We start from the raw sequence: 23,486 nt of genomic DNA, 5'->3' as shown, positions 1-23,486 counted from the left end.
CTTTTTTCATATCCATCCGGGGAAACGTACGCCAGGTAGGACTTAATGTACGTTCCTTCGGATGTCTTTTGTGAATACCCGGGGAAACGTACCCTAGGTAGGACTTGGCGTACGTTACCCCGGACAATCCTTGTAAACACCCGGGTGAACGTACGCCAGATAAGACTTAGTGTACGTTACCCCGGACATCCCCTGTGAATACCCGGGGGAACGTACGCCAAGCAACTACCGGGCGTACCTGTATACCGGACATACCGGTTATATCCGGCTGTACATCCGGGACCATCAGGGATGGATCAGCGGAAATAGGCGTCGGTGACGTCGATCAGGATGACGTCGGAACCGCCGTCATCCGAACCGTCGGCGGAGGTAGTACCGGACTGGTCACCGGACTGCTGGGTCGTGGTTCCGTCGGACGAACCGTCGCCGTTTTGGTCGTCGCCGAAGGGGACGTTCGAATCGTCGGGCCACTGATTGTTCTTGTCGAGGTTGTGATCCGCCGGATTCGTGCTGGTCGTCAGGAACAGCACCAGCGCGCCCGCGAGCAGGACCACCAGCACCAGCGCCGCCACGATCAGGGCGACGGTCGCGGTGGTCATCTTGCCAAGCAGATGCTTGTCGGACAGATCCTCATGCGCATCGTCGGCCGGATCACGATCCAGCATCGACTTCGGCTTGAAACTCGGCGGATGATTCATGTCGAAATCAGGCGCAACCGGTCGGGGCGGCAACGCGGGGCTGACCGGGATCGCCGGCGGCATCGAACCGGGGGCGATGTGCTCGTTGACGTGTTCGTTGCCGACAGGTGCAGCACCGCCGTGACCATTGACATTGACACCGGCAACACCGTGCGTGCCGGCTCCGACGTTGGTGTTGCCGGAGGCCGGATTGCCGTCGGTGGTGGTGTGACCGGCGGCGGTGTGACCGGCGACAGTGTCCTGGGAAACGTCACCGTGCTGTCCGGCGGCGGTACCGGAGCCGTTCGCGGCACCCGGACCGGCGTGGCCGTTCGTGTGATCGGCCGCTCCGGCGACCCCGGCCTGCTGGCCGTGGTTCTGGCCCTGGCCTGATGCCGGCGTTCCATTCGAACCGGTGTTCACGCCTGCATGGGGACCGTTGCCGTTGACGGCACCGGCGTTCACCTGACCGTGATCGGCGTCATTCCCGCGTCCGCGCCTGTCGCGCGAACCTCGACCACGGCCATTCCCGCGCCCATGTCCATCGTCCGCGTATTCGCCGTCATCCTCATGCGGGTTGACGAAGTCCTCGAATCCCTCGATGGCCATGTGCTCGGGGTCGCGCATGTCGATCGCGACCGTGGGCATGTTCGAATCGGTGATGATCGGGATACGCGAGGTCTGCTCGCCGGTGTTCATGTCGTCCGGCAGGGCGACCGGGGCCGGATAGACCTGGAAGGAGAAATCGTTGACCAGATCCTCGGTGCGGTATTGCGAGGCATGGCCAAGGGCGTTCGTCGATGCGCCGGAACCGGCGCCGGCACCCTGAGCACCCGTACCAGAAGTACCGGAAGCGGCACCTGCGCCGACGCCCGATCCTGCGGCCGCGGCATCACCCGCAACGCCGGACCCAGCACCAGCACCGGACCCAGCACCCGCAGGCGCGATGTACGACTGCGCGGCGATCCGTGCGCGCTCCTTCGGCGGCACGTTGCGGCCCATCGCGAAGAAATCATGCGGGGAGTACTGCTTGAACGACTCCTCCATGTCCGCGAAGCTCTCCGCGTTCTGCGCGGCGACGACCGCGTCGGCGTGACGGGCGGCCTCCTGCTCGCTCGGCGCGCGATGGATGTTGAGCTCGGGCAGTCGCTCGGTGGTCACATCGGAGGCGGGCAGCTCGACGAGCTTCGACTTCGACAGGTCGCGCACGGCGACGGTCGAGATCGACCCTTCGCCGGCGTCGGTCGGCAGGGCGAGATCGCGGTCGGACAGCTGATCAAGCGGCGTCCACTCGCCGAGCAGCGCGGTCAGCTCGCCGAGCGTGAGCATCGGCTCGCCGCGCTTGCCGGTGTTCGCGTTCGGTAGTTCGAGGCCGCGTGACAGGATCACGTGGAACTCGGTCGGCATGTCCGCGTCGAGCGACGTCAGATCGTATTCGGTATCGGGCGTGACCGGCTTGCGCTTGAGCATGCCGTACAGGACGGATGCGAGCTGGCGGATGGCCAGCTGTTCGGCGGGCATGCCATCGGGGGCGCCCGAGGGCTCGGCAAGCAGGGGGGTCAACGGGACGTCGGTGATCTCCACGCCGGTGACGGCGATGCGGATCGTGTCGGTCGACAGTCGCGGATCCTCGATGCCGGAGACGATGGTCGCGGCGTCGCCGATGACGGAACGCATCGCCTCGTAGCTGAACGTGCCGTGCGCCTTGCCGCGCAGGTACTCGGTCAGCGACAGACCGGTCTCCAGCTTGGTGACGAGCACCGCGGCGTCACCGGCCTTGCGGAACTGCAGGACGGGCGTCATGCCGTCCCTGAGACCGGACTGCGAAGCCAGGGAGGAGACGCTTTCGAGGGTGTCCGGGGCGGTCAGGACGAAGAGCTGGCAATCCTGCGCGAGCACGCGGTCGTTCGCCTTCCAGGCTTGAACGCCGGGCTCGTCGCGAAGCAGGGCGACCAACGTGTAGCGGTTGAAAAGCGTGTCACCCAACTGAGGCTTCATTGTTCCTTCGACTCCATACTGCCCATGCACTGACCGTGCTGCGGAAAGGTGTGCGGCGGCGGGCCCGGGGCCTGCCACGCTGTTGTCATTCTAACCATGGGGATAGGCATATCGCCCTCGTTCCACAGGCTGATTGTGGAGTGATTTCGTGCCGGTTTCCGGGCGGGGTGCCGTGGGGTGCCGTGGGGTGAATCCAATATGGGTATGACTATAATAGTTACGACTATATAAGTCGTGACTATATATTCTGTGATTTTGTGATTCAGTGATTCCGCGACGGAGGTGCGTGATGTTCATCGGACGCGACGACGATCTATCCCTGTTGCAGGACTGCTATGACGATGCCAAGGCGCAATTGGTCATCGTGTATGGCCGCAGGCGCATCGGAAAGACGGAAACCCTGTCCCATTTCGCACAAGGTCGGCCGACGTTGTTCTTCTCCGCGCAGATGGGCACCAGGGAGGAGCAGTTGTCCGAGTTCTCCCGTCGTATGTTCGAGGAGGGGGCGCCGGCGGGACGGTACCTTGATCGATACCCCGATTGGCGGGCGGCGTTGAGCGACTTGGCGGAATTGCCCGAACCCGAGGACGGACGCCGCCGACTGATCATCTTCGACGAGTTCCCGTATCTGGTCAAAAGCGATCCATCCCTGCCGTCCATCCTGCAGAATCTCTGGGATCATACCTTGCGTCACAGGAACCTCATGATCGTGCTGTGCGGCAGTGCGATGAGCTTCATTGAGAAGGAGATCCTTTCCGAAAAAGCGCCTCTGTACGGTCGCGCCACCGGAGTGCTCAAGATGCTGCCGATGCCGTACTGGGATGCCGTGAAATTCTTCCCGCGATATTCCGATGAAGACAAGGCTCTGGTGTATGCGATTCTGGGCGGCGTGCCGCAATACCTGTCCACGTTCGATCCCGATCGGACGTTGGAATGGAACATCAAACGCTACATTCTGCGCCGGGGAGCGGCGTTGTATTCGGAGCCGGACGTGCTCATGCGGGAGGAGTTCCGTGAGACCGGCAAGTACAGCACGATCATTCGCGCCATCGCACTGGGTGACACCAAACTCAATGACATCGCGACGCACACTCTGATTCCGCCGGGGACTCTGGGGTTCTACCTGTCCTCGCTGATCGAGGTCGGCATCGTGCAACGCGAGTTCCCGGTCACGGCGCGGGTCGCGGAACAGGCCAAGGGCATGCGCGGCCTGTACCGTCTTTCGGACGACTTCTTCGGGTTCTGGTATTCATTCGTCTATCCGAACCGTTCCGAACTGGATAGCGGCGACATCGACGGCGTCTATGCAGAGAACGTTCGGCCGGTGCTTCACGATTTCGCGTCGCACGCCTTTGAACGCATGTGCGCCGCATGGCTGATGCGGGAGAGCGTGCGCGGCGATCTGCCGTTCCGTTTGAATCGCGTGGGGCGCTGGTGGGATCGCACCGATGAGATCGACGTGGCGGGACTGGATAGGTCCGGCACCAAGGCGATCGTCGGCGAATGCAAGTTCCGCACCACGCCGATGGACCTGTCGATGCTTGAGCTGCTACGCACCCGCGCCGCCAAACTGGGCGTGCAGGAGCGGCATTATGTTCTGTTCTCGTTGTCCGGGTTCACGCAGTCGCTAACCGACTTGGCCGCCGCCGACGAGTCCGTGCGACTTGTCGGGCTGCCGGAGCTGCTTGGGTGAGGGTTGATCTTTCACCGGGACGTTGGTGGATGTTCGTTTGTCGTCAAGAGCGCATGCAGTCCGAAAAGTCCAAATAAGGAAACGAAAACGGTCCAAATGAGGAAATAGAATCGGTCCAAATGAGGAAGTGAAAACGGTCCAAATGAGGAAACGCTGATGGCTGCGACGACAAAACATGGGAAGCAATACCTTCCGCGGGTATATGACACGCTGTTGGGCAAGAGGCTTGCGGCCAAGGGCGCAGTGCTGGTCGAAGGACCGAAGTGGTGCGGCAAGACCACGACATGCGAGCAGCTCGCCGCAAGCACGCTGTACATGGCCGATCCCGCGCAGCGCGCCCAGAACCTGTTGTTCGCTGAAACCCAGCCGTCGTTTCTCTTGGAGGGCGATACTCCCCGGCTGATCGATGAGTGGCAGCTGGCTCCGCAATTGTGGGATGCCGTCCGTTTCGAGGTGGATCAACGTGGCGAGTTCGGGCAATTTCTCCTCACCGGTTCGAGTGTGCCTCCGAATCTCAGCCTGATCTCTCATACCGGCACGGGACGGATCACCAGGATGCGGATGCGGCCAATGAGCTTGTACGAATCGGGCGATTCCTCGGGGGCGATCTCGTTGTCTGCATTGTTCGACGGGGAACAGGTGCGTCCGGTTCATGCAGGAACCACGATAGAGCGGTTGGCGTTTTTGCTGTGTCGTGGTGGCTGGCCTCGGGCGGTTGGCATCGATGATGACGAGGCTGCGCTCCAGCAGTCGGTGGACTACGTCGATGCCGTCGTGGAATCCGATATCTCCCGTGTGGATGATGTCGAGCGGGATCCGCATATGGCTCGACGTCTGATGCGTTCTTATGCCCGCATGGAATCCTCGCAGACATCGGTCGCGCAGATCGCCACCGATGTTGCCGCGTCTGATGAATCGGGGCCGAGCGTCAAAACCGTGCAGTCATACCTGAGGGCGTTGGAGAAGATCTTCGTCATCGAGGATATGCCGGCTTGGAATCCGAACCTCAGATCGAAGACGGCGATCCGGTCTGCTGATACGCGTCATTTCGTGGATCCCTCGATAGCGACGGCCGCGTTGGGTGTGAACCCGTCGGGCGTGTTGCGCGACTTGGAGACATTCGGATTGCTGTTCGAAGGCATGTGCGTGCGTGATTTGCGCGTGTATGCGGACGCATTGGACGGGCAGATGTTCCATTACCGGGATAAGACCGGATTGGAGTGTGATGCGGTGGTTCATCTGCGGGATGGCCGGTATGGTCTGATCGAGGTCAAGCTCGGCGGCGACCGGCTTATCGACGAGGGCGCCGCGAATCTGCAGAAACTGGCTGATCGCATTGACACGGGGCGAATGCAAAACCCGAGCTTCCTGATGGTGCTCACCGGCACAGGCGCATACGGCTATACACGCCCCGATGGCGTGGTCGTCGCGCCGGTCACCACCCTGCGTCCGTGAGGTCGTCCCGTGGCCCGGTGGGATACTCCCCTCCACATCGCCCGTCACGGCAATCTCGCTCATGAAATGGTGCCATCTCGTCGAAACTCGCTCATGAAATGTTTCAGACGGCGTAAATCTCGCTCATAAAATGTGAATCTTCAACGAGAAGTCGCTCATGAGGCACGCCTCCGGGGGCACGCTTCCCGTGTGCTGGGCCGAGTTGGTGGGATCGGTGTGTCGTGCGCGGAGTGCGGAATGTCGGCTTCCGCTGTGTTCAATGGATGGTATGGGTTCCGATTTTCGGAAGAAAACGTCTGGGGGGGGGGTATCGATGTTGGGTTAAGGACTGGTTGTGAACGGTCCCGTTTCCCATATTTAGAGAGACAAGGTGGTACGGGGAATGAGAGTCGGAAAAGACTTTGGGGTCGGGCGGCGCTTCCTGGCGCTGGTCGCGGCCGTGTGCACATTGGGATCATTGGCGGTCACGCCGCTTGCGAACGCGGCGACGAATGACACGTCGACGGGGACGGCGAATGGTGGAGACGCCTCCTCCCAGACTGTCACTACGCCTTCCAAGGACACGAACACGCAGACGGGTTCGCAACCGGCGGATGGCGCTGAGCAAGGTGACTCACAGGCTGTTGAGCAGTGCGTCGCGATCAGTACGAAGAAATCGGATGGTTCGAACAACACTGATGATTTCTCGTGGAATAGTGCGGGTACGTGGGTCACGTCATTCCACCCTGTGAAGGGCAAGGATGTGTGCTACGACGTGACGTTCGCGGACAATGTCAGGGCGATTGGCGGAGTCGCACATAATACGCCATCCTCATACAACGATTACCGTATCGGCACGTTGACCATCGGTAAGGATGTGACTTTGATTGGGGTAGGTGCGTTCGGTAAAGGCAACATTCAGCATTTGGTGTTTGCGGATGACGCTCAGCGGACAGAAACGTTGCGCTTGAGCACTTCTTCATTCGCAGAAAGCGGTCTTACCGGTACTCTTACCCTTCCTGCTAAGTATCAGGGTGCCGGAGATGCTTTCCGCGGTACCTATCTCGAGCAGATCATATTCCCTGATAATTCTGAAGCGAAACAGATCGCGGGTAATGAGTTTTCTCTTATTTCTACGTTGAAATATGTGAAGCTTCCGCCTCAATTGACTAGTGTCTCTGCCAATGCGTTTTCTCGTTATAACGGAAGCGAACCTCTTACAATTGTTTGGCCAACACAATCTGATACATTGATCATTGGTGGCAATGCATTTGTAGGACAGTTGCAGGATACCATCATATTCCCTGATAATCTGAAGAAGATCGTTTTCCAGAAACAGTTCGGTAATGCTTATAACTCGGGATTGAAGTCTGTTGTCTTTCCCAAGATGATGGAAGATTTGACATTTGGCCAAGTTGCTTTTCAGGATAGGTGCACCGACACGCTGACCAACGTCACGCTACCTGAACAGGTAACGAACCTGACTATCTCCGATAATGCTTTCCAGCAGGGCGAACACTTGAGAGGCTGCAAGAGTGAAAGCCGTACATACCCGTTGCAGCCAATCACCTTGCCGGCGACGGTTTCCGGCCAAGCGACTATCGGTAACGCTTTCTACACGTGGTTCATGGGATATAACCCTGATTCGCGTGTCAATGTTGGTTTCGTCATTCCTGAGTCGTCGGTCAAGGATGTGAAGGATTATCTGTCCAAGTTCACGTTCACCGGCAACGTGGCGCTGACTCCGGTGTCGTACAACGGTCAGGTGCTGGATGTGACCAAGTACGTGCAGGATGCTGCTGATCTGACATTCGACAGGAACCTGCCGGAGGGGTATCCGAACCAGTCTCAGTGGACGCGTTGGGTGAATGTGCCTTTGACCCGTAGTCAGAATGATGACGGTTCGTATACGTGGAAGGGCACTGCTCCTTCTTCTGCACCGACGTTGACCGGTTACACGTTCAAGGTTTGGAAGCTGGTCGAGGACAATGGCACCAGCACTGAGGGCACGGATGTCCAACCGGGTAAGGAATTCACGGTGACCGCCGGCAAGTGGCGCATGGTGGCCCAGTGGGAGCCGGAGGCGTATACGATCACGTACGCTAACCTGCCCGAGGGCGCGCAGCTTTCGCAGGATGCACCGTTGCCGTATGCGTACACGTATGACAAGGGCTTCGATCTGCCGTCCATGACCTGGCCGGGCCACAAGTTCCTCGGCTGGACGTGGACCAGCAGCCTGACCGAAGGTGACGTGAATTTCGACAGCGGCAACACGCCGGTCACCGGCAAGGTCGATCCGTTCAAGGTGGCGGGCGATCTGGCTCTGACCCCGCAGTTCGCGGACACAGCGGCGGTCACCTATGACAAGAACAACGAGAAAGCCACAGGCACGACCGCTCCCACGCTGAATGTGATCGGTACCAAGGTGAAGCTGTCCGCCAACGGGTTCCAGCTTGCTGGGTATCACTTCGTGGGATGGAACACGCAGGCCGATGGCAAGGGCAAGTCGTACCAGCCCGGTGAAGAGTTCTCGCTGACGGGTGACGCAACCCTGTACGCCCAGTGGCAGAAGGACTCCACCGGCGGTAACGGCGGTTCCGGTAACGGCGGTAACAACGGCGGTTCCGGCAACAACAACGGCGGTAATGGTGGTACGACCACGCCGTCGGCGACGATCGTTGATGTGGAGCGGTTCTACAACCCGCGTAGCGGCGAGCACTTCTACACGGCCGGTGCGGTCGAGCAGTCGGTGTTGCGTGCTTCCGGTGTGTGGCGTGATGAGGGTGTGGCGTTCCGCATGTCCTCGGACAAGGGCACGCCGGTGTACCGCCTGTACAACCCGGGCGCCAAACACCTGTTCACCACGTCCCAGCGTGAGCGTGACGTGCTGGTGAAGGCCGGCTGGCGGTTCGAGGGCATTGCGTTCTACGTGCCGGATGGCGCGAAGACCGATGTGCACCGTCTGTACAACCCGGGTAACGGTGATCACCTGCTGACCACGTCGGCGAACGAGCGTGGCGTGCTGGTGATGCACAAGTGGCGTGACGAGGGCATCGCCTTCAAGGCCCAGTGAGCTGTCACACGAGGCGTCGTTCCCACGGCAATCGCTGTCCGCTGAGTCGATGCCTCGGTGATGTGTCGTCGCTGTTGTAGGGGTCCTGGTCATTCCGGAGGGAATGGCCGGGACCTTTTCGTTGGTGCTGTTATATGTCACCGCGGTTGCGGTGGCTTTGATGTATTCTCGGGGGTTCTTGTGGCTGCGTTGTCCGAGGAGCTGGTGGCGTATCTGCGGTCGTTGCCGGCGGTGGCCGCGGTGTCGCGGTCGAGGATCGTGTACGCGGATTGGTTCCGCGAGGAGTGCATGCGTCGGTATCAGTCGGGCGAGCATCCGGTGGATGTGTTCCGTGAGGCCGGATTGGATCCGAAACTGATCGGGTACAAGCGCATCGAGCGTGCGATCGCCCGGTGGCGTACTGATGCGTGTGTGCCGGCCTTGCCCGCAGGCCGCCCGCGTAAGTCGTCGCCTGGTTTGTCGGACGCCGAGCGTCCCGTGGCCTCTGGAGCGGATGCCGGTGTTGGCACCGTGCCCGCCGATCCGCGTGATGTGCTCATCGAACAGCAGATCCATTACATCCACTATCTCGAGGAGCGTCTGCGCCGGGCCGAATCGCGCGATCGGTGATTGAGGATTGTCACAACGTGATGATTTGGATGGTTTTCGCGTGTTGTGACAAGAATCGGGCGGGATGGGCGCAGGTAGCCTCGGGGGCGGAGTCGCAAGAATGGCGGAATTCCGGGCTTTTGTGATGGTGAGTGATTCGGCGTTGCGAGTCCGATCGCGAGGATTCGTGTCACAACGCGCGAATCGGGGCGATCCCATCGCGTTGTGACAAGGATTCTTGTCACAACGTACACGGCAAACGATTGATATACGTGTTGTGACAAAATGCCTTACTGGCGGCGGTGATGCGGGGGGCGCGGGGTGCGGAAGGGGTTGGGAAGTCGCCCGCCAAGCCCGAATCGCCCGCCAAGCCCGAATCGCCCGCCAAGCCCGAATCGCCCGCTAAGCCCGAGTCGCCCTCCAAGCCCCAACCGGCGTAAGACACCGCCGAGGAGGTCGGTGAATTCGCCGCAGCGCAGTACGACGAGCATCACGGCGTAGATGAGCGCGGTGACGACGGTCATGATCACGCAGAAGACGAACGCGTGCACCCAGCCCAGTCGCCCGCGGGCGATGTCGGCCCCCAGCAGACCCATCACCGGATCGGTGAGCAGCCATGCCGCAACACCCGCCACGAGAGCGGCCACGAACGTCTTGAGGAACGTGACCGTGATGCGTCGGCCATCCAGATGCCCGCCGAAGCGGCGTCGCAGCATGAGCACCAGCGACGGGAAGCTCAGGATGTAGCTGAGCGTGATCGCCACCGCGATACCGGCCGTCCAGAACCGCGGCGGCGCGAACGCGGCGATGCACAGCTCAATCACGACCTGAATCACGTTGGCCATCAGCTGGAACAGGAACGGGTGCTTGCCATCCTCGAACGCGTAGAACGTGCGCTGGATGAGCAGGTAGGCGCTGGTGAACGGCAGGCCGAACGACAGCGCGATCATCGGGCCGGCGATCAGCTGCGCCTCGGGCACGCTGACGCTCGGCAGCAGCGCGATCGTGATCGGCACCGGCATCACGATGATCGCCATCGCGAAGTACATCATCATCACGGTGACGTTGCGCAGGGCGCCACTCAGGTCGGTGCGCGCCTCGTCGATGTTCCGGTCGGCCACCGCGCGCGAGATCTTCGGGAAGATCGCGGTCGCCACCGACACGGCGATCAGCGAATACGGCAGGATGTACAGCGTGAACGCGTTCTGGTACGAGCCGTTGCCCGCGATGCCGTACAGGTCGCCGCCGGCGAACGGCGCGCCGTTGGAGATGCGCGCGTTGATGATGTTCGTGATCTCCTGCAGGCCCATCACGCCCATGCTCCACGCGGCCACCGGGCCCATCGACTTCAGTCCGATGCCGGAGACACCCCATTGCGGGCGATAGCGGATGCCGGTGCGCACCAGCGGCACGAACAGGATCAGCGCCTGGAACGCGACGCCCAGCGTCCATGTGCCGGCGGTCAGGAAGATCTTGTCCTCGGTCCAGAACTCGAGCGGCTGGCGGCTGGCCGGGCCGAACATCACCAGGAACGCGGCGAAGCCCGCGCAGCTGATCACGTTCGCGCCGACCGAGCTCCACGCGTACATCGTGAAGTTGTCCTTCGCGGCGAGGATCTGGCCGATCACCGTGTACAGGCCGTAGAACAGGATCTGCGGCATGCACCACAGCGTGAACGCGTTGACGAGCGCACGCTGCGCCTCGTTCCAGCTGGAGTTGAGGTACAGCATCGTCAGCAGCGGGGTCGCGGCCATCATCAGCAGCGTCATCGTCGTGAGGATCACGATGGCGAGCGTGATGAGCTTGTTGAGCCGCTCCTGCGCGTCATGCTCCTTGAACGTGCGCACGATCTGCGGCACGAGCACCGCGTTGAAAATGCCGCCGGAGATCACGGTGAACAGCACCTGAGGGATCATCGCGCCGGTCTGGTAGGCGTTCGCGGCGATGCCGGTGGTGCCGAGGCACGCGGCGAGCAGGATCGTGCGGATCTGCCCGGTGATGCGGGAGGCCATCGTCCCCGACGCCATGATCAGGGAGTTGCGGCCGACGTTGGAACTCATTCGTCGGGGTCCTTCTTGCGGTTGAACTGGCGCCACAGGCCGAGCACGCCCAGCAGGACGGCCAGTGCGATGATGATGAATCCGGTCTTGTCGCTGATCTTCAGCACGCAGGTGATCGGCGTGTTCTGCGACAGGCCGAACGCCTGATCGGTGCGATCCAGCAGCGTCACATGCGCGGTCGTCGACCCGGAGGTCGCGGCGCGCAGCGTGAACGTGACCTGCGATTCGGAACGCGGCGCGATCGTCACCGTGTTGATGCGCGAGGTGGCGATCTCCGGCGAATCGGTGATCGACGAGATACGGATCGTGACCGGATACGCGGTGGTGTTGCTGATCGTGACCGGCATCGACGCGGTCTCCGAGACCATCGTGACCGCTTCGGACGGCGTCAGATGCACGCCGCCGAGCAGGTCGTCGGAGAGTTTCCTCGCGCCGGCGGAGACGGTCGCCGCCGCGTCCTGCACGCCCGCGCTGCCGCCGTCCGGGGCGAGCGCGTGCAGGGCGAGCTGGTTGTGCGCGGCGAGAATCGTGTCGATCCATTGCGACGGGCCGCCGTCGGGGAGTTTCGCGCTACCGGTGTTTGCGGTCGATTTGCCCGCGCCGGAGCCCGCGCCGGACTCGCTGTCGAGGATCGCGTCGCGGAATCGCAGGATGTCGCTATGACTGCCGGCCAGCGCGTTGAGCGTGTTGGTGAGATCGGTGATCGCCTCGTCGGAGAGCTTCGACTCGCCCGGCACCTGCGATTTCGCGGTGTCGCCGCTCGCATGCGGCTCGGCCTTGGCGAGCGTGTCGAGATCGGTCAGCTGCAGCCACGTCGACTGTTCGATCGCGGTCATGAACGCGTCCACGGTGCCCGCGGCCTCGTCCGCGCCGAAGCAGACCAGAAGATTGCGGTCGGTGTACGGCTGCTCCATCTGGTAGAACGCGCTCTGCGCGACGAATCGGGCGATGCGCCCGGCCTCGCTGGTCTCGGCCGTCGCCTTGCGGTTGGTGGCCGTGCCCTTGATGAGGTTGCTCAGCTCGCGCTGTTCGACGAGCACGGTCACGTCGCCGGCGTCGGTCGGCACGACGGTGGTGCCGGTGTGCACGGTGCTGGAGGATGTCGATTCGAAGTCATGCGTGGCGATGACCGTGTCGTACCCCTGCCGCTTGGCGTCGGTCAGGGCCTGCAGCGTCCATTTGCCGTTGCCCTGCCATGCGATGGTCCTGGTCGACGCCTGCTGGTCGCCGATCGCGTTGCGGTAATGCGCGATCGCCGCGTCCGCGTTCCACGCGCTCACATCCACGCCGGCCATCGTGTAGAGCTGTTCGTTCGCGCTCGCCGCGTAGGTGGTGATGTCGAAGTCGGCCGGCTGCATGACCGCGTTCACCTGCGGGGGAGCGGCCAGCGCGTCGAGGTACGTGGGGTCGGCGATGGTCTCGAGGCCGCTGTGCTTGGCCAGCGTCTGCGCGAGCGTGCGATCGAAGCGGATGTGGTCCTGATCGAGCGTGGCCGCGTTGGGCGCGTTGGCGCCGGTGCCGTCCGCGTTTGATTGCGTGTTTGATTGCGCGTTCGTGTTCGCGTCGCCCGCCGTCTTGCCGGTGGTGCCGTTCGTCGCCCCGGATTCGCCGGTGACGAGTCCTTCCAGCGCGGCGTCGTCGGTCGTCCAATGCGAGCTGGTCAGCGGCATCGCGACGGTGATCTTCATCGCGGGCGTGGCCGCGGTGTTCAGTCCGCTCGCCGATCGCGTGAGGAAGGTGCGCAGCTGCGCGCCGTCCGCCTGTGCGTCTGCCGCGCCGGGCGTGTAGTCGACAAGCAGCGGCTTCGGCCCCCAGCTGGTCATGCGCTTGAGCGCGTCCGTCTCGGCCGGCACGTCGACCGTCATCGTGACGGACTTTCCGGGATCGATCGACGGCGTGTCGACCGATCCGAGGACATACGGCGTGGGGATGCGGTTCTCCGCCTGCGCCCACTCCTGCATGTCGGTGCGCGAGATGAACGTGTACTGCGGATTGACGGACAGCGTCAGCTTGCCCGCCTGCCATGCGCTCTCGCCGGTGTTGGTGATCGTGGCGGTCAGATGGTAGCCGGACGTAGCCGTGACGACCGCCGTGGCGGCTTCCAGCGTGATGATCGTCTTGGCGTCGGCGGCCGTTGTCTCGGTCGTCGTCGTATCGGCCGTGGAGCTCGTGCCGTCCGTGGCGGAGACGTCGTCGGCCTGCGCGGGGGACACCGGTCCGACGACGAGACCGGTCAGGAACGCGAGGACGATGAGGAGGCCGGCGAGGCCCCGCCACCGTGCGATCGTGCGTCGACGGAGGGTGATGAATCGGTTCACTCGTCTGCCTGCCTGTTCAGTTTCCTTGCGTACAACCATGCGATCTTGCGCTCATTAGGATAACTGAGCACATCGTCCAGATCCTTGAAATCCACCCAGATGGCGTCCTCCGCCTCGTGATCCGGGTCGCCTTCGACGGTGAGCGTGCCGCCGACCTGACGCAACGCGAAGTGATGCACCAGCTTGTGCACGCGCTGCGTCGTGCCGGTGAACCAGTAGTCGATCGTCGCGATCGACTCGACCACCTCGCCCAGGATCCCGGTCTCCTCGTGCACTTCGCGCACGGCCGTCTGCTGGGGCGATTCGCCCTTCTCGATATGCCCCTTCGGCAGGCACCACTCCAGATGCCCGCTGCGCGAATGGCGGGCGATGATCGCCACGCGTCCGCGCTCGTCGAACACCAGTCCGCCGGCGGAGTACTCGCGCACGACCGGCAGCTCCTGCGCGTCGAGCGAGGCGAACTTCGTCGGGCCGTCGCCGGTGCGTTTGCGCGGCATCATCGCGGGGGTCGGACCGGCCGGCTTCGCCGTCTTGTTGCCACGTCGCGTCATCGGGCCGGAGGCGAGGATCGCGGGCGACGGCGCGGCCTCGACCCGGCCGACCGTCGCGCTCACGCGCACGCGGGCGAACACGGTCGCCGGCGTCGGCATCGACGGGGGAGCGGCGGCCTCGACCTCCTCGCGCGAGACGGCCTGACCGCCGGCGAGATCGTCGGGGATCTCCTCGATGAGCGCGGCGACGGCGTCGGCGTCATCATCGCCGGCATCGCCGGCAACGTCATCGGCGTCGTCCGTACCGGCGTCACGATAGGCGTCGGAACCGTTGGAATCATGGGGTTTCCGAGGTTTCGGCGAAGACTCGGACGTGTACATCAGCACGTCCTGCTCATACCCGATTTGGGCATGGTTGGCCGCGGCAGGGGCGGCATGACGAAGCATGCGCGCAAGGTCCGCGGGCGTAATCATGCCTTCCACCTTACTCAAGTCCGTGTGCAATTGGGGTAACGGTATGCTGGTAGGCGATAAGAAGACAAATAAATAGGTGTGAAAGGGACGTCGTGAACTTCGAAGTATGGCCGGAAGCCATTGAACTGGGACGCATGTTCGCCGCCGAAGGATACGAGCTCGCATTGGTCGGCGGGCCGGTGCGCGATCTGCTGCTGCATCGGCGCAGCCACGACCTCGACTTCTGCACGTCGGCGCGTCCGGAGCAGTTCGAGCCGATCCTGCGCCGCTTCGGCCACGACGGCTTCTGGGACATGGGTCGCAAGTTCGGCACGCTCGGCGCGATGCGTCGTCGCCCCGACGGCACCGAGGTCAAGGTGGAGGTCACCACCTACCGTTCCGACACGTACGATCCCGATTCACGCAAGCCCGAGGTCGCGTACGGCGACACGCTCGAGGGCGATCTGTCTCGCCGCGACTTCACCGTCAACGCGATGGCGCTGCGCGTGCCCGATCTGGAGTTCGTCGACCCGTTCGGCGGCGCGAACGACCTCGCCAAGGGCGTCCTGCGCACGCCGGTCGACCCGCGTCAGTCGTTCGACGACGATCCGCTGCGCATGATGCGCGCGGTGCGGTTCGTCGCCCAGCTCGGCTTCTCGATCGAACCGGAGACCGCCGAGGCGATCAGCGCGATGACCGAGCGCATCTCGATCGTCTCCGCCGAACGCGTGCGCGACGAGCTGACCAAGTTGCTGCTGTCCGACCGTCCGCGCGCCGGCGTCGAGGCGCTCGTCGACTCCGGTCTCGCGAGCATCGTCTTTCCGGAGATCCCCGCGCTGGAGCTGCAGATCGACGAGCATCACCGTCACAAGGACGTGTTCGAGCACACGATGATCGTGCTCGAACGCGCGGTCGCCCTGGAGACGGACGATGACGGCCCGGTGCCGCGTCCGGATCTCACGCTGCGTCTCGCCGCGCTCATGCACGACATCGGCAAGCCGAAGACGCGTAAGTTCGAACCCGGCGGCAAGGTCAGCTTCCATCATCACGACGCGGTCGGCGCGAAGCTCGCGCGCAAGCGCCTCAAGGCCCTGCGCTTCGACCATCACATCGTCGAGGACGTCAGTGAGCTGGTGAACCTGCATCTGCGCTTCCACGGGTACGTGGACGAGCCGTGGACCGACTCCGCGGTGCGCCGCTACGTCAAGGACGCCGGCCACCTCTACGAGCGTCTCAACCGCCTGACGCGCGCCGACGCTACCACGCAGAACCGCCGCAAGGCGCACATCTTCGCCACGGCGATGGACGAGATGGAGGCGCGCGTGCGCGAGCTCAAGGAGAAGGAGGACTTCGACGCGATCCGCCCGGATCTGGACGGCAACGAGATCATGGCGATCCTCGGCCTCGAGCCCGGCCCGATGGTCGGACGCGCCTACAAGCACATGCTCGAGTACCGCCTCGATAACGGACCGGTCGAGCACGACGTGGCCGTGGCCGAACTCAAGCGGTGGGCCGCGGAAAACGACTGAGGGCCGATCGGTCGGCGTTCGATCGATCGGCCCCCAGGAGGCGGTGAATCATTCGATCACTCGGCGGTGATCAGTTGATTTCAGTTTCTCAGTTGACCTCTTTGTGGGTGAATGCCTTCGGCAGGCCGGCCTTCTGCATGTCCGCCGTGGCCTTGCACCCCTCGATGTCGACGATCTTGCTGCCCTGCTTCTTGATGTCCTTCTCGCTCCTGAGGTCGCTGAAGGAGGCGCCGATGACCACGTCGACCGTACGGTCCTGACGGTCGTCCATCTTCATGATGGCGTCGGTGAAGTACTGGTTGAGCGTGTACGCCGGGTTGATCGCGTTCACGCCGAAGTAGATCGTGGTGCGCTTGACGTCCTTGGCGGTGAAGTCGCCGACGTTGACGACGTTGAACTGGTTGTTCTTGAGCGCCTCGCTCACCGCGGAGGCCAGACCCCTGGAATCGGTGCCGTTGAGCACCTCGACCGGCACGGTGGCGTTGCTGGACCAGTCCATCGCCGAACCGTCCTCGTTCTTCGCGGCGCACGGCACGGCCACGCCGTAGTTCGGTTCGGACTGTGCGCGGGCCTGCTGGTCGACCTTGATGACGCCGAAGGAGACCAGAAGCGACATGACCAGCGCCACCACGAGGATCGCGCCGATGATGGTGAACACCGTCCTCTGGCGCCGACGCACATACGCCTTGCGTGCCTCGCGCTCGTCATACTGTTCGGCCATTCGCTTCCCTTTCGTTCGCTGTGCTGAAAATACCTTAGCGTGCAACCGTGACGCTGGCATGGGGGTGGATATGGGGATACGCGGGCGCCTCCGCCGCGATGATCCGGTCCACCGAACCCGAATGTTCCCAAGCCGCGAGCACCTTCCGACGCACCGCCGGAGTCGGTGTGAACGCCACGACGGACGGGCCCGAACCGGAGATGAACGCGTGCCTCGCGCCCGCTTCGATCGCCGCCTCGATCGCCTGTCCGGAACGCGGATGCAGCCTGATTGCGGCCTGTTGCAGGTGATTGCGGTCGCCCTCGCCGGCGCCGACCGCGTCGAACATGCGGTAGACCTCGGGCGTGCTCAGCTGCGTGCGGTACGCGCCGACCAGCACCGCGCCGCTGTAGCCGTCGGCGTCGAGCGCGCGCGCCATGTCGGACGCCTCGTCGATCGGTTCGATGATCTCGCCGTATCCGGTGCCGCGCGCGTAGCCTCCGGCCACGCAGAACGGCATGTCGGCCCCGAGCGTGGCCGCGACCTCGCGCAGCCGGTCGACCGGCCAGTCAAGGCCCCACAGCTCGTTGAGCGCGAGGATCGTGGCCGCGGCGTCGGCCGAACCGCCGGCCAGCCCGGCGCCCACGGGGATGCGTTTGTCGATCGACAGGGCGACGTCCGGCTCGCGTCCGGCCGCCTCGGCCATCGCGAACAGGGCCATCACCGCGTGATTGCGGCGCATGTCGGCCGACGACGAGGCGAGATCGCCCAGATGCTCGCCGGCGAGGGCGAGCGAGAAACCGGTGCCGGCCGGTTTGGCGACCGCCGTGACGGTGTCGGTCAGGCTGATCGCGCAGTAGATCGTGTCGAGTTCGTGGCGTCCGCCCCATTCGGCGCGGGGTGCGCCGACCTCGAGCGTGAGGTTCGTCTTCGCAGGGCAGTCGACGCTCACCATCGCCGGGAGCCGGCGGTCGGCCGGTCCTGCCGCGGCTGTGGCGTGGCTTCCTACGGTCGTGGGTCCCGCGTGCAGGGTGGTTGCGGCGTTCATGCCGTCGCCCCGGAATCGGACGAAGTGGGGGAATCAGACGATCCGGCCGCGATCGTCGCGGAGGCGAGGGCGACGAACTCGTCGATCGTCAGCGTCTCGCCGCGACGGGTCGGGTCGATGCCGGCGGCCTCGAACGCGCCCGCCGGAACGTCCTTCTTCAGCGCCGCATGCAGGGTCTTGCGACGCTGTCCGAACGCCGCGTCGATCAGGCGGAACGTGGCCCTGCGCAACGCCTCGGAGCCGCGCGAGGGGCCGCGGTGGAACGAGACCAGCGCGGAGTCGACGTTCGGCGCCGGCCAGAACACGTTGCGTCCGATCACGCCCGCTCGCCCCGCCTCGCCGTACCAGGCGAGCTTGACGCTCGGGGTGCCGTAGATCTTGTTGCCCGGCGCCGCGGACAGGCGGTCCGCGACCTCCTTCTGCACCATCACGAGGAAGGAGTCGAGGTTCGTGAAGCGTTCCAGCAGCGTCAGGACGATCGGCGTGGCGACGTTGTACGGCAGGTTCGCGACCAGCGTGAAGGGCCGGTCCGCATCCGCGAACTGCGGAAGGTTGTCGGGGGAGACGGTCAGGGCGTCGCGGTTGACGACCGTGAGCCGGTCGGACGCCTCGGGCATGAACTCGGCGATCGTCGACGGCAGGCGATCGGCCAGCGGCGGGTCGATCTCGACCGCGGTCATCGTCGCGCCGGTCTCGAGGATTGCGAGGGTGAGCGATCCCAGACCCGGGCCGACCTCGAGCACGCGGGAGCCGGCGTCCACATGCGCCTCGCGCACGATGCGGCGCACGGTGCCCGGATCGATGACGAAGTTCTGACCGAACTTCTTGGTCGGGCTCACGCCGGCGTCCGCGGCGATGCGTCGGATGTCGGCCGCGCCGAGCAGATGGCCGGCGGTGGCGTTCGCCGCCAGCTCGGCGTCATGGTCGTGTGCCTCGCCGTTCGCCGTCGCCGTGTCCGTTTCGTGCCGTTGTGCTGTGTCGTTCATGTCACCGTCCGTGTGTGCTCTGTGCTGTGTCGTGTTCCGTGTGCCGGTCCTGTGCCGGTTGTGTGCCGATGCCGTCAGTACCGTCAGTACCAGTTGTTCTTGAGCCAGAAGGTCTTGGCCTTGGTGGGGGAGCCGTAGCGGCCCGCGATGTAGCTCAGGCCCCAGTCGATCTGCACCGCGCCGTCGTCCTGCCAACCGGTGCCCATCTTCGATCCGGGCAGGGCCTGCGGGATGCCGTAGGCGTCGGAGGTCGGGTTGTCGGCGTTCCAGCGCCAGTTCGATTCGTGTTCCCAGATCCATTCGAGGGCGTCCCATTCGGCGCCGGTCCAGCCGCGTTGCGCGGCGGCCGCGGCGGCGTAGGTCTTCGCCTGCGAGACGCTCGGATGCCACAGTCGGCCGCTGGCGGAGGAGCCTCCTCCGGAGCCGGAGTTGTTCGAGTTCGAGCCCCCGGTGTTCGTGTTGGGCTTGCTGGTCGTTCCGGAGTTGTTCGAGTTGCCGGAATTACCTGAATTCGAGGAGCCGCCGGAGTTGGTCGAATCGTCCGCGCCCGGCTGGTCCGCCGAGCCGGAGTCGTTCGGCTTCGACGTGTCGGTGTTCGGCTTCGAGGAGTTGTTCTGATTCTGGTTTGAGTTGCCCGAGTTATTCGAGTTGCCCGAGTTGTTCGAGCCGTTCGATCCGTTGCCGGTGTTCGGTTTGGACGTCGTGTCGCCGCCGGTCGACCCGTTGTTCGAGCCGTTGCCGGTTCCCGACCCGGACCCGGTTCCCGACCCGTTCGAACCGGAATCGCCCGAATCGCCGGAATCGCCGGAATCACTCGAAGTGTCGCTCTTCGCCGGACCGACCGCGATGATTTGGTCGAGCGCCACCTGCGTCGTCGTCTCGCTGTTGAGCGACTCGCTCTCCTTGACGCCGTCGACGTACGTGACGTCGTACACCTGCGTGATCGAACCGTTGACGCCCTGCTGGCGGACCACGGTCTGGCCCGGCTGCAGCGAATCGTCGACGACCGTCCGAGTCGTGAATGGCACCGTCTTGACGCGCGTTTCCTGCCCATGCGTGACGCGCTGGACGCGCAGGATCGTCGTGTCGCCGTCCTTCGTGACGGTCACGCGATCCTCCTTGCCGACGTTGATGCCCTTCGAATCGAGGATCGAGGCGGCGGGCAGCTTGCCGTTCGGCGCGACGGACGTCTTGCCGTCCGCGATAACGGTGACCGGGCCATCGCTGTTGATGACGAGGCCGCCGGTCAGCTGGTTGTACACGTTGCCGATGTCGACGGTGATCTTCGACGCCTGCTTCTCGTTGGCGCGGAAGAAGCCGATGAGCTGGTCGGCGCTGTCCGCGACGGTCCAGAACGGGATCTCCTCGCCGTCCACGGTGACCGTCGTCTGGAACGCGCTGCGCACGGTGACGACCGCATGATCGGTGAGCCGCTCGCCGGACGTCGACTGGACCAGATCATGGGTCTTCACGTCGATGCCCTGTTCCTGGAGCAGCCGGTCGACGCTCATCGCGTAGGTCTCGACCGTCGTCGTCTTGCCGTTCACGTTCAACGCGACGGCCTTGCGCGCGGACACTCCGAACGCGGCCGCCATGGAGGCCACGACGGCCACCACGCACACGGCCACACGGATACGGCGCAACATCACAAACCGTTGCGGGGTCCATCGCCGTGCCATATTGCCAACCTCATTTCCCGCCCGACCGGCCGCACTGCAACACCACTTTCGGCGGCGACGGGCGCACTCCGAGCCCATCGTAGCGCACCATCTGCGAAGAAAAAGAAAAAGGGGGCGGGAGAGAAGGGGAAGTTCCCGCCCCCTGAAATAGGGCCGGAGCTGGTTGGGGGACGCTCCCGCCCTGTCTAGGAAACCGTAATCGGGGGGAAGGCTCCTAGACGACTTACCCGTGTTAAGTATTTACTTGTGCACCCCCTGTGCGCACATACAGTGTACACCTTTTCGGGATGCGACGAGCCTCTTGTCGGGATCGAACCGACGACCTGCCGCTTACAAGGCGGCCGCTCTGGCCATCTGAGCTAAAGAGGCCTTGCGTGCTTTCCGGCGTTTCCTTGTTTCCGGGTTTCCGGGTTTCGCGTCCGCGGAAAGCGAAGGAACCGTGGGAGCCGCACGCACGGGCTACCAGCATAGCAGTACGGATGGAGCTGGAGACACCCCCGGACACCCGCGACCGTTATGCCGCTGCCGCATGGCGATCACGCGTGGATCACACGCCGGTCAGCGAGACCGGCTTGCCGTCGGCGCCGATCGACGGCAGCTGGCCCTCCTGGCCGACCTGGCTGTCCTCGAGTCCCAGCGCGGTGACGAGACCCGCGTCGATGGTCAGATCGGCGGTGGTCAGCTGGTTCATATCCCAGAAGTTGCCGTTGATCGTGACGGTCGGCGTGGTCATCTGGCCTTTGAGCTGGCCGGAGACGTTCTGCAGGTCGGTGCGCTTGGGCAGGTACACGTTGATCGCGTCGAGCCAGTCGGTGTACTTGTCCGTGACCGACGCGTCGGCCACCTTCTGCGAGACGCCGGCCTTGACCGCCTGCTCCTTCATCTGGTCATCGGAGGTCTTCTTGCCGGAGTTCTCGGCCGGCTGGAAGTCCTCGGCGTACATGTTCTGGATGAAGCCGAGGATGTGGCTGGCGTCCTTGTCCTGCTCGGTGATCGACAGCAGCATGTTCGCGGCGCGCGTCGAGTACTTGTCGCTGCTCCACTGGTCGCCGAACGACATCGGATGCAGTTCGAGGTTGATCTGACCCGCCTCGACGAGCTTGGTGAGCGTCTCGCCCGCGGTGCGCTCGAAGTTGCCGCAGCCGGAGCACATGAAGTCCATGTAGACGGCGACGGTCGGCGCGTCGGCGATCTTCTCGCCCACGCCGTCCTTGGAGACGAGCACGCCGCCCTTCGCGTCGGCGGTGCTCGGCTTGGTCTTGACCGCCTCGACCTTCGAGTACGCCTCGTCGACCGTCATGTTGGCCGTCGCGGCGTTGGTGGCGTGCGAACGCCACAGCGCGAATCCGGCGACCGCGACCAGCGCGACGACGACCACGACGACGATCGCGCCGATGATGGTCTGCTGCCTGCGTTCCTTCGCGGCCTGCTCGGCGCGCGCCCTGGCCTCGGCCTCCTCGGCCGCGCGGCGTGCGGCGCGGGTCTTGCGTTTGTCTGTCCTGTCGTTGTTCGCCATCGGCGCTTGTTCCTTTCCCCCATACGCGGAGTCAACCGATCAGGTGCGTGGAATATGTCGATACGAGACATTTCACGCGATCTTGTCGCAAGTGTAGCCGCAGGGATGGGGTACGCGCCGCCCGACGATTGAATTCCACGTGAATTACACGGAAGGCGGATTGTCCGGCGGGACGGGCCGATGTCAGTCGACCGGATGCCCGCGCAGCGATCCCGCGGCCAATCGCAGCGTATGCGAATACGGCCAGAGCGCCGTGAGTATCCACGCGACCGCCGTCGTGCCGCCCGCGGTCAGACTCGTCGGCGTCAGCGGGCCGTCGTCCGCCAGCCACGGGATCTGATACGGCCAGTAGCCGCCCGGTATGGGCATCGGTTCCCACGGCAGGTTGAGCGCGAGCACGGCGATCGTCATGATGACGATGACGATCGCCGCGAACTGGGCCGTGCGGGCGACGGTCGCGATCAGTCCCTTGAGCAGATGCCACGGCAGCTGCACGACGCGCAGGGCCGTGTCCGACCCCCTGCGCTCGCCGCCGCGACGTGATTCGCGGTCGAGCTGGGCGGTCTGGCTGTATCCCACCGTGAACAGCAGCCAGAGCAGGATGGCCGCGGCGATCAGTCCGGCCGGAGGCCACATCGCGGCCGCGAACGCCGGGATCACCGCCAGCGCGACGGACGGCAGCGTGCCGCGCGACAGGTACTGGTCGCGCAGCAGGTCGGCCGTGTTCGCATGATTCGGCAGGCTCCGGCCATACGGCTGTTGATCCATCGGCGTCGGCATGACAGGTGGCATGTTCTGCGGCGCGCCCTGCGGTGGCATGTTCTGCGGCGGCACGCGCAGGAACTCCGGCACCGTGCCCATCGCCTGAGTCGCCTGTTCGGCCGGCGCGGTTCGGTAGTTCAACGGGGCGTTCTGGTTCTGCGGCGGTTGCATGACCGGCGGTTGCACGATCAGCGGCCGCGTGGCCTGTACCGGCTGTGCCGTCTGGAGTGGTCGTCCCGTCATTGGCTGTGAGTCCGTTTGGGGCGCGCGCGAAGCCGCCCCCGTCCCCGGTGCCCTCTGTGGCATGATCGTCGTGCGCTGCGGGCGACCTGCGGTCGCGTCGGCAGGCGATTCCGGCGGCATGGGCGGGATCAGCTGGGTCGCGGTGCCGGCGTCGTCCGACTCCTGTCCCTTACGCTCCGCGTCCTCCGCATGTGCGTGCTGCAAGGGCGCCGGGGGCACATACGCGGGCGGCACGTCG

14 protein-coding genes and 1 tRNA gene are annotated in these 23,486 nt (G+C 64.1%); 5 read left to right on the top strand and 10 right to left on the bottom strand.

The genetic code is table 11. The features are described from left to right. Window positions 1-296: 296 nt before the first annotated feature. On the bottom strand, window positions 297-2,663 hold the full coding sequence (locus CSQ85_RS13050) for a hypothetical protein (protein WP_190972933.1): 2,367 nt from the start codon (window positions 2,661-2,663) through the stop codon (window positions 297-299). Between the two features lie 301 nt (window positions 2,664-2,964). Between CSQ85_RS13050 and CSQ85_RS06795 the strand changes: the two genes are divergently transcribed. The 4 genes from CSQ85_RS06795 (at window position 2,965) to CSQ85_RS06780 (ending at window position 9,484) form a co-directional block, all read left to right on the top strand. Then, complete coding sequence (locus CSQ85_RS06795; protein ID WP_223846883.1) at window positions 2,965-4,368, top strand: ATP-binding protein; 1,404 nt, start codon at window positions 2,965-2,967, stop codon at window positions 4,366-4,368. 156 nt (window positions 4,369-4,524) lie between these two features. After that, on the top strand, window positions 4,525-5,823 hold the full coding sequence (locus tag CSQ85_RS06790; protein WP_150383427.1) for an ATP-binding protein: 1,299 nt from the start codon (window positions 4,525-4,527) through the stop codon (window positions 5,821-5,823). Between the two features lie 382 nt (window positions 5,824-6,205). Next, the gene (locus tag CSQ85_RS06785; RefSeq protein WP_150383426.1) at window positions 6,206-8,875 is read left to right on the top strand and encodes a leucine-rich repeat protein; all 2,670 of its coding nucleotides are present in this window, start codon (window positions 6,206-6,208) and stop codon (window positions 8,873-8,875) included. 180 nt (window positions 8,876-9,055) lie between these two features. Then, window positions 9,056-9,484, top strand: coding sequence for a hypothetical protein (locus CSQ85_RS06780; RefSeq protein WP_150383425.1), 429 nt, complete (start codon window positions 9,056-9,058; stop codon window positions 9,482-9,484). Between the two features lie 269 nt (window positions 9,485-9,753). Here the strand turns inward: CSQ85_RS06780 and murJ are convergent, their stop codons facing one another. Genes murJ through CSQ85_RS06765 form a run of 3 tightly spaced genes read right to left on the bottom strand, consistent with a single transcriptional unit; the run spans window position 9,754 to window position 14,806 of the window. Then, window positions 9,754-11,523, bottom strand: coding sequence for a murein biosynthesis integral membrane protein MurJ (gene murJ / locus CSQ85_RS06775; protein ID WP_150383424.1), 1,770 nt, complete (start codon window positions 11,521-11,523; stop codon window positions 9,754-9,756). Beyond that, window positions 11,520-13,841 carry a DUF6049 family protein gene (locus CSQ85_RS06770; protein WP_223846882.1) on the bottom strand — a complete coding sequence of 774 codons (2,322 nt, stop codon included), beginning with the start codon at window positions 13,839-13,841 and terminating at the stop codon, window positions 11,520-11,522. The genes murJ and CSQ85_RS06770 overlap by 4 nt, the downstream gene beginning before the upstream one ends. Next, complete coding sequence (locus CSQ85_RS06765) at window positions 13,838-14,806, bottom strand: NUDIX hydrolase (RefSeq protein WP_190972932.1); 969 nt, start codon at window positions 14,804-14,806, stop codon at window positions 13,838-13,840. Before CSQ85_RS06765 ends, CSQ85_RS06770 begins: the two co-directional genes overlap by 4 nt. 92 nt (window positions 14,807-14,898) lie before the next feature. On the opposite strand from CSQ85_RS06765, the gene CSQ85_RS06760 reads away from it, so the two are divergent. Beyond that, window positions 14,899-16,314, top strand: coding sequence for a CCA tRNA nucleotidyltransferase (locus CSQ85_RS06760; protein WP_150383423.1), 1,416 nt, complete (start codon window positions 14,899-14,901; stop codon window positions 16,312-16,314). A gap of 88 nt (window positions 16,315-16,402) precedes the next feature. Here CSQ85_RS06760 and CSQ85_RS06755 read toward each other — a convergent pair whose 3' ends face one another. The 6 genes from CSQ85_RS06755 to CSQ85_RS06730 all read right to left on the bottom strand — a co-directional run bounded on the left by CSQ85_RS06755 (window position 16,403) and on the right by CSQ85_RS06730 (window position 22,243). After that, on the bottom strand, window positions 16,403-17,035 hold the full coding sequence (locus CSQ85_RS06755; RefSeq protein WP_150383422.1) for a LytR C-terminal domain-containing protein: 633 nt from the start codon (window positions 17,033-17,035) through the stop codon (window positions 16,403-16,405). 34 nt (window positions 17,036-17,069) lie between these two features. After that, window positions 17,070-18,062: a 4-(cytidine 5'-diphospho)-2-C-methyl-D-erythritol kinase gene (locus CSQ85_RS06750; RefSeq protein ID WP_395956496.1), complete on the bottom strand. Its 993-nt coding sequence runs from the start codon at window positions 18,060-18,062 to the stop codon at window positions 17,070-17,072. After that, window positions 18,059-19,048 (bottom strand): 16S rRNA (adenine(1518)-N(6)/adenine(1519)-N(6))-dimethyltransferase RsmA, encoded by a 990-nt coding sequence (gene rsmA / locus CSQ85_RS06745; protein WP_150383421.1) that lies wholly within the window; start codon window positions 19,046-19,048, stop codon window positions 18,059-18,061. Before rsmA ends, CSQ85_RS06750 begins: the two co-directional genes overlap by 4 nt. A gap of 83 nt (window positions 19,049-19,131) precedes the next feature. Beyond that, window positions 19,132-20,727 carry an aggregation-promoting factor C-terminal-like domain-containing protein gene (locus CSQ85_RS06740; RefSeq protein ID WP_150383420.1) on the bottom strand — a complete coding sequence of 532 codons (1,596 nt, stop codon included), beginning with the start codon at window positions 20,725-20,727 and terminating at the stop codon, window positions 19,132-19,134. Window positions 20,728-21,022: 295 nt separating this feature from the next. Further along, window positions 21,023-21,096: transfer RNA gene (locus tag CSQ85_RS06735), tRNA-Thr, on the bottom strand. A gap of 178 nt (window positions 21,097-21,274) precedes the next feature. Further along, window positions 21,275-22,243, bottom strand: coding sequence for a DsbA family protein (locus CSQ85_RS06730; protein WP_150383419.1), 969 nt, complete (start codon window positions 22,241-22,243; stop codon window positions 21,275-21,277). Between the last annotated feature and the right edge of the window lie 1,243 nt (window positions 22,244-23,486).

Source organism: Bifidobacterium rousetti, assembly GCF_008698235.1.
GTDB lineage: Bacteria > Actinomycetota > Actinomycetes > Actinomycetales > Bifidobacteriaceae > Bifidobacterium > Bifidobacterium rousetti.
This window is presented reverse-complemented; position numbering and strand designations above follow the sequence as displayed.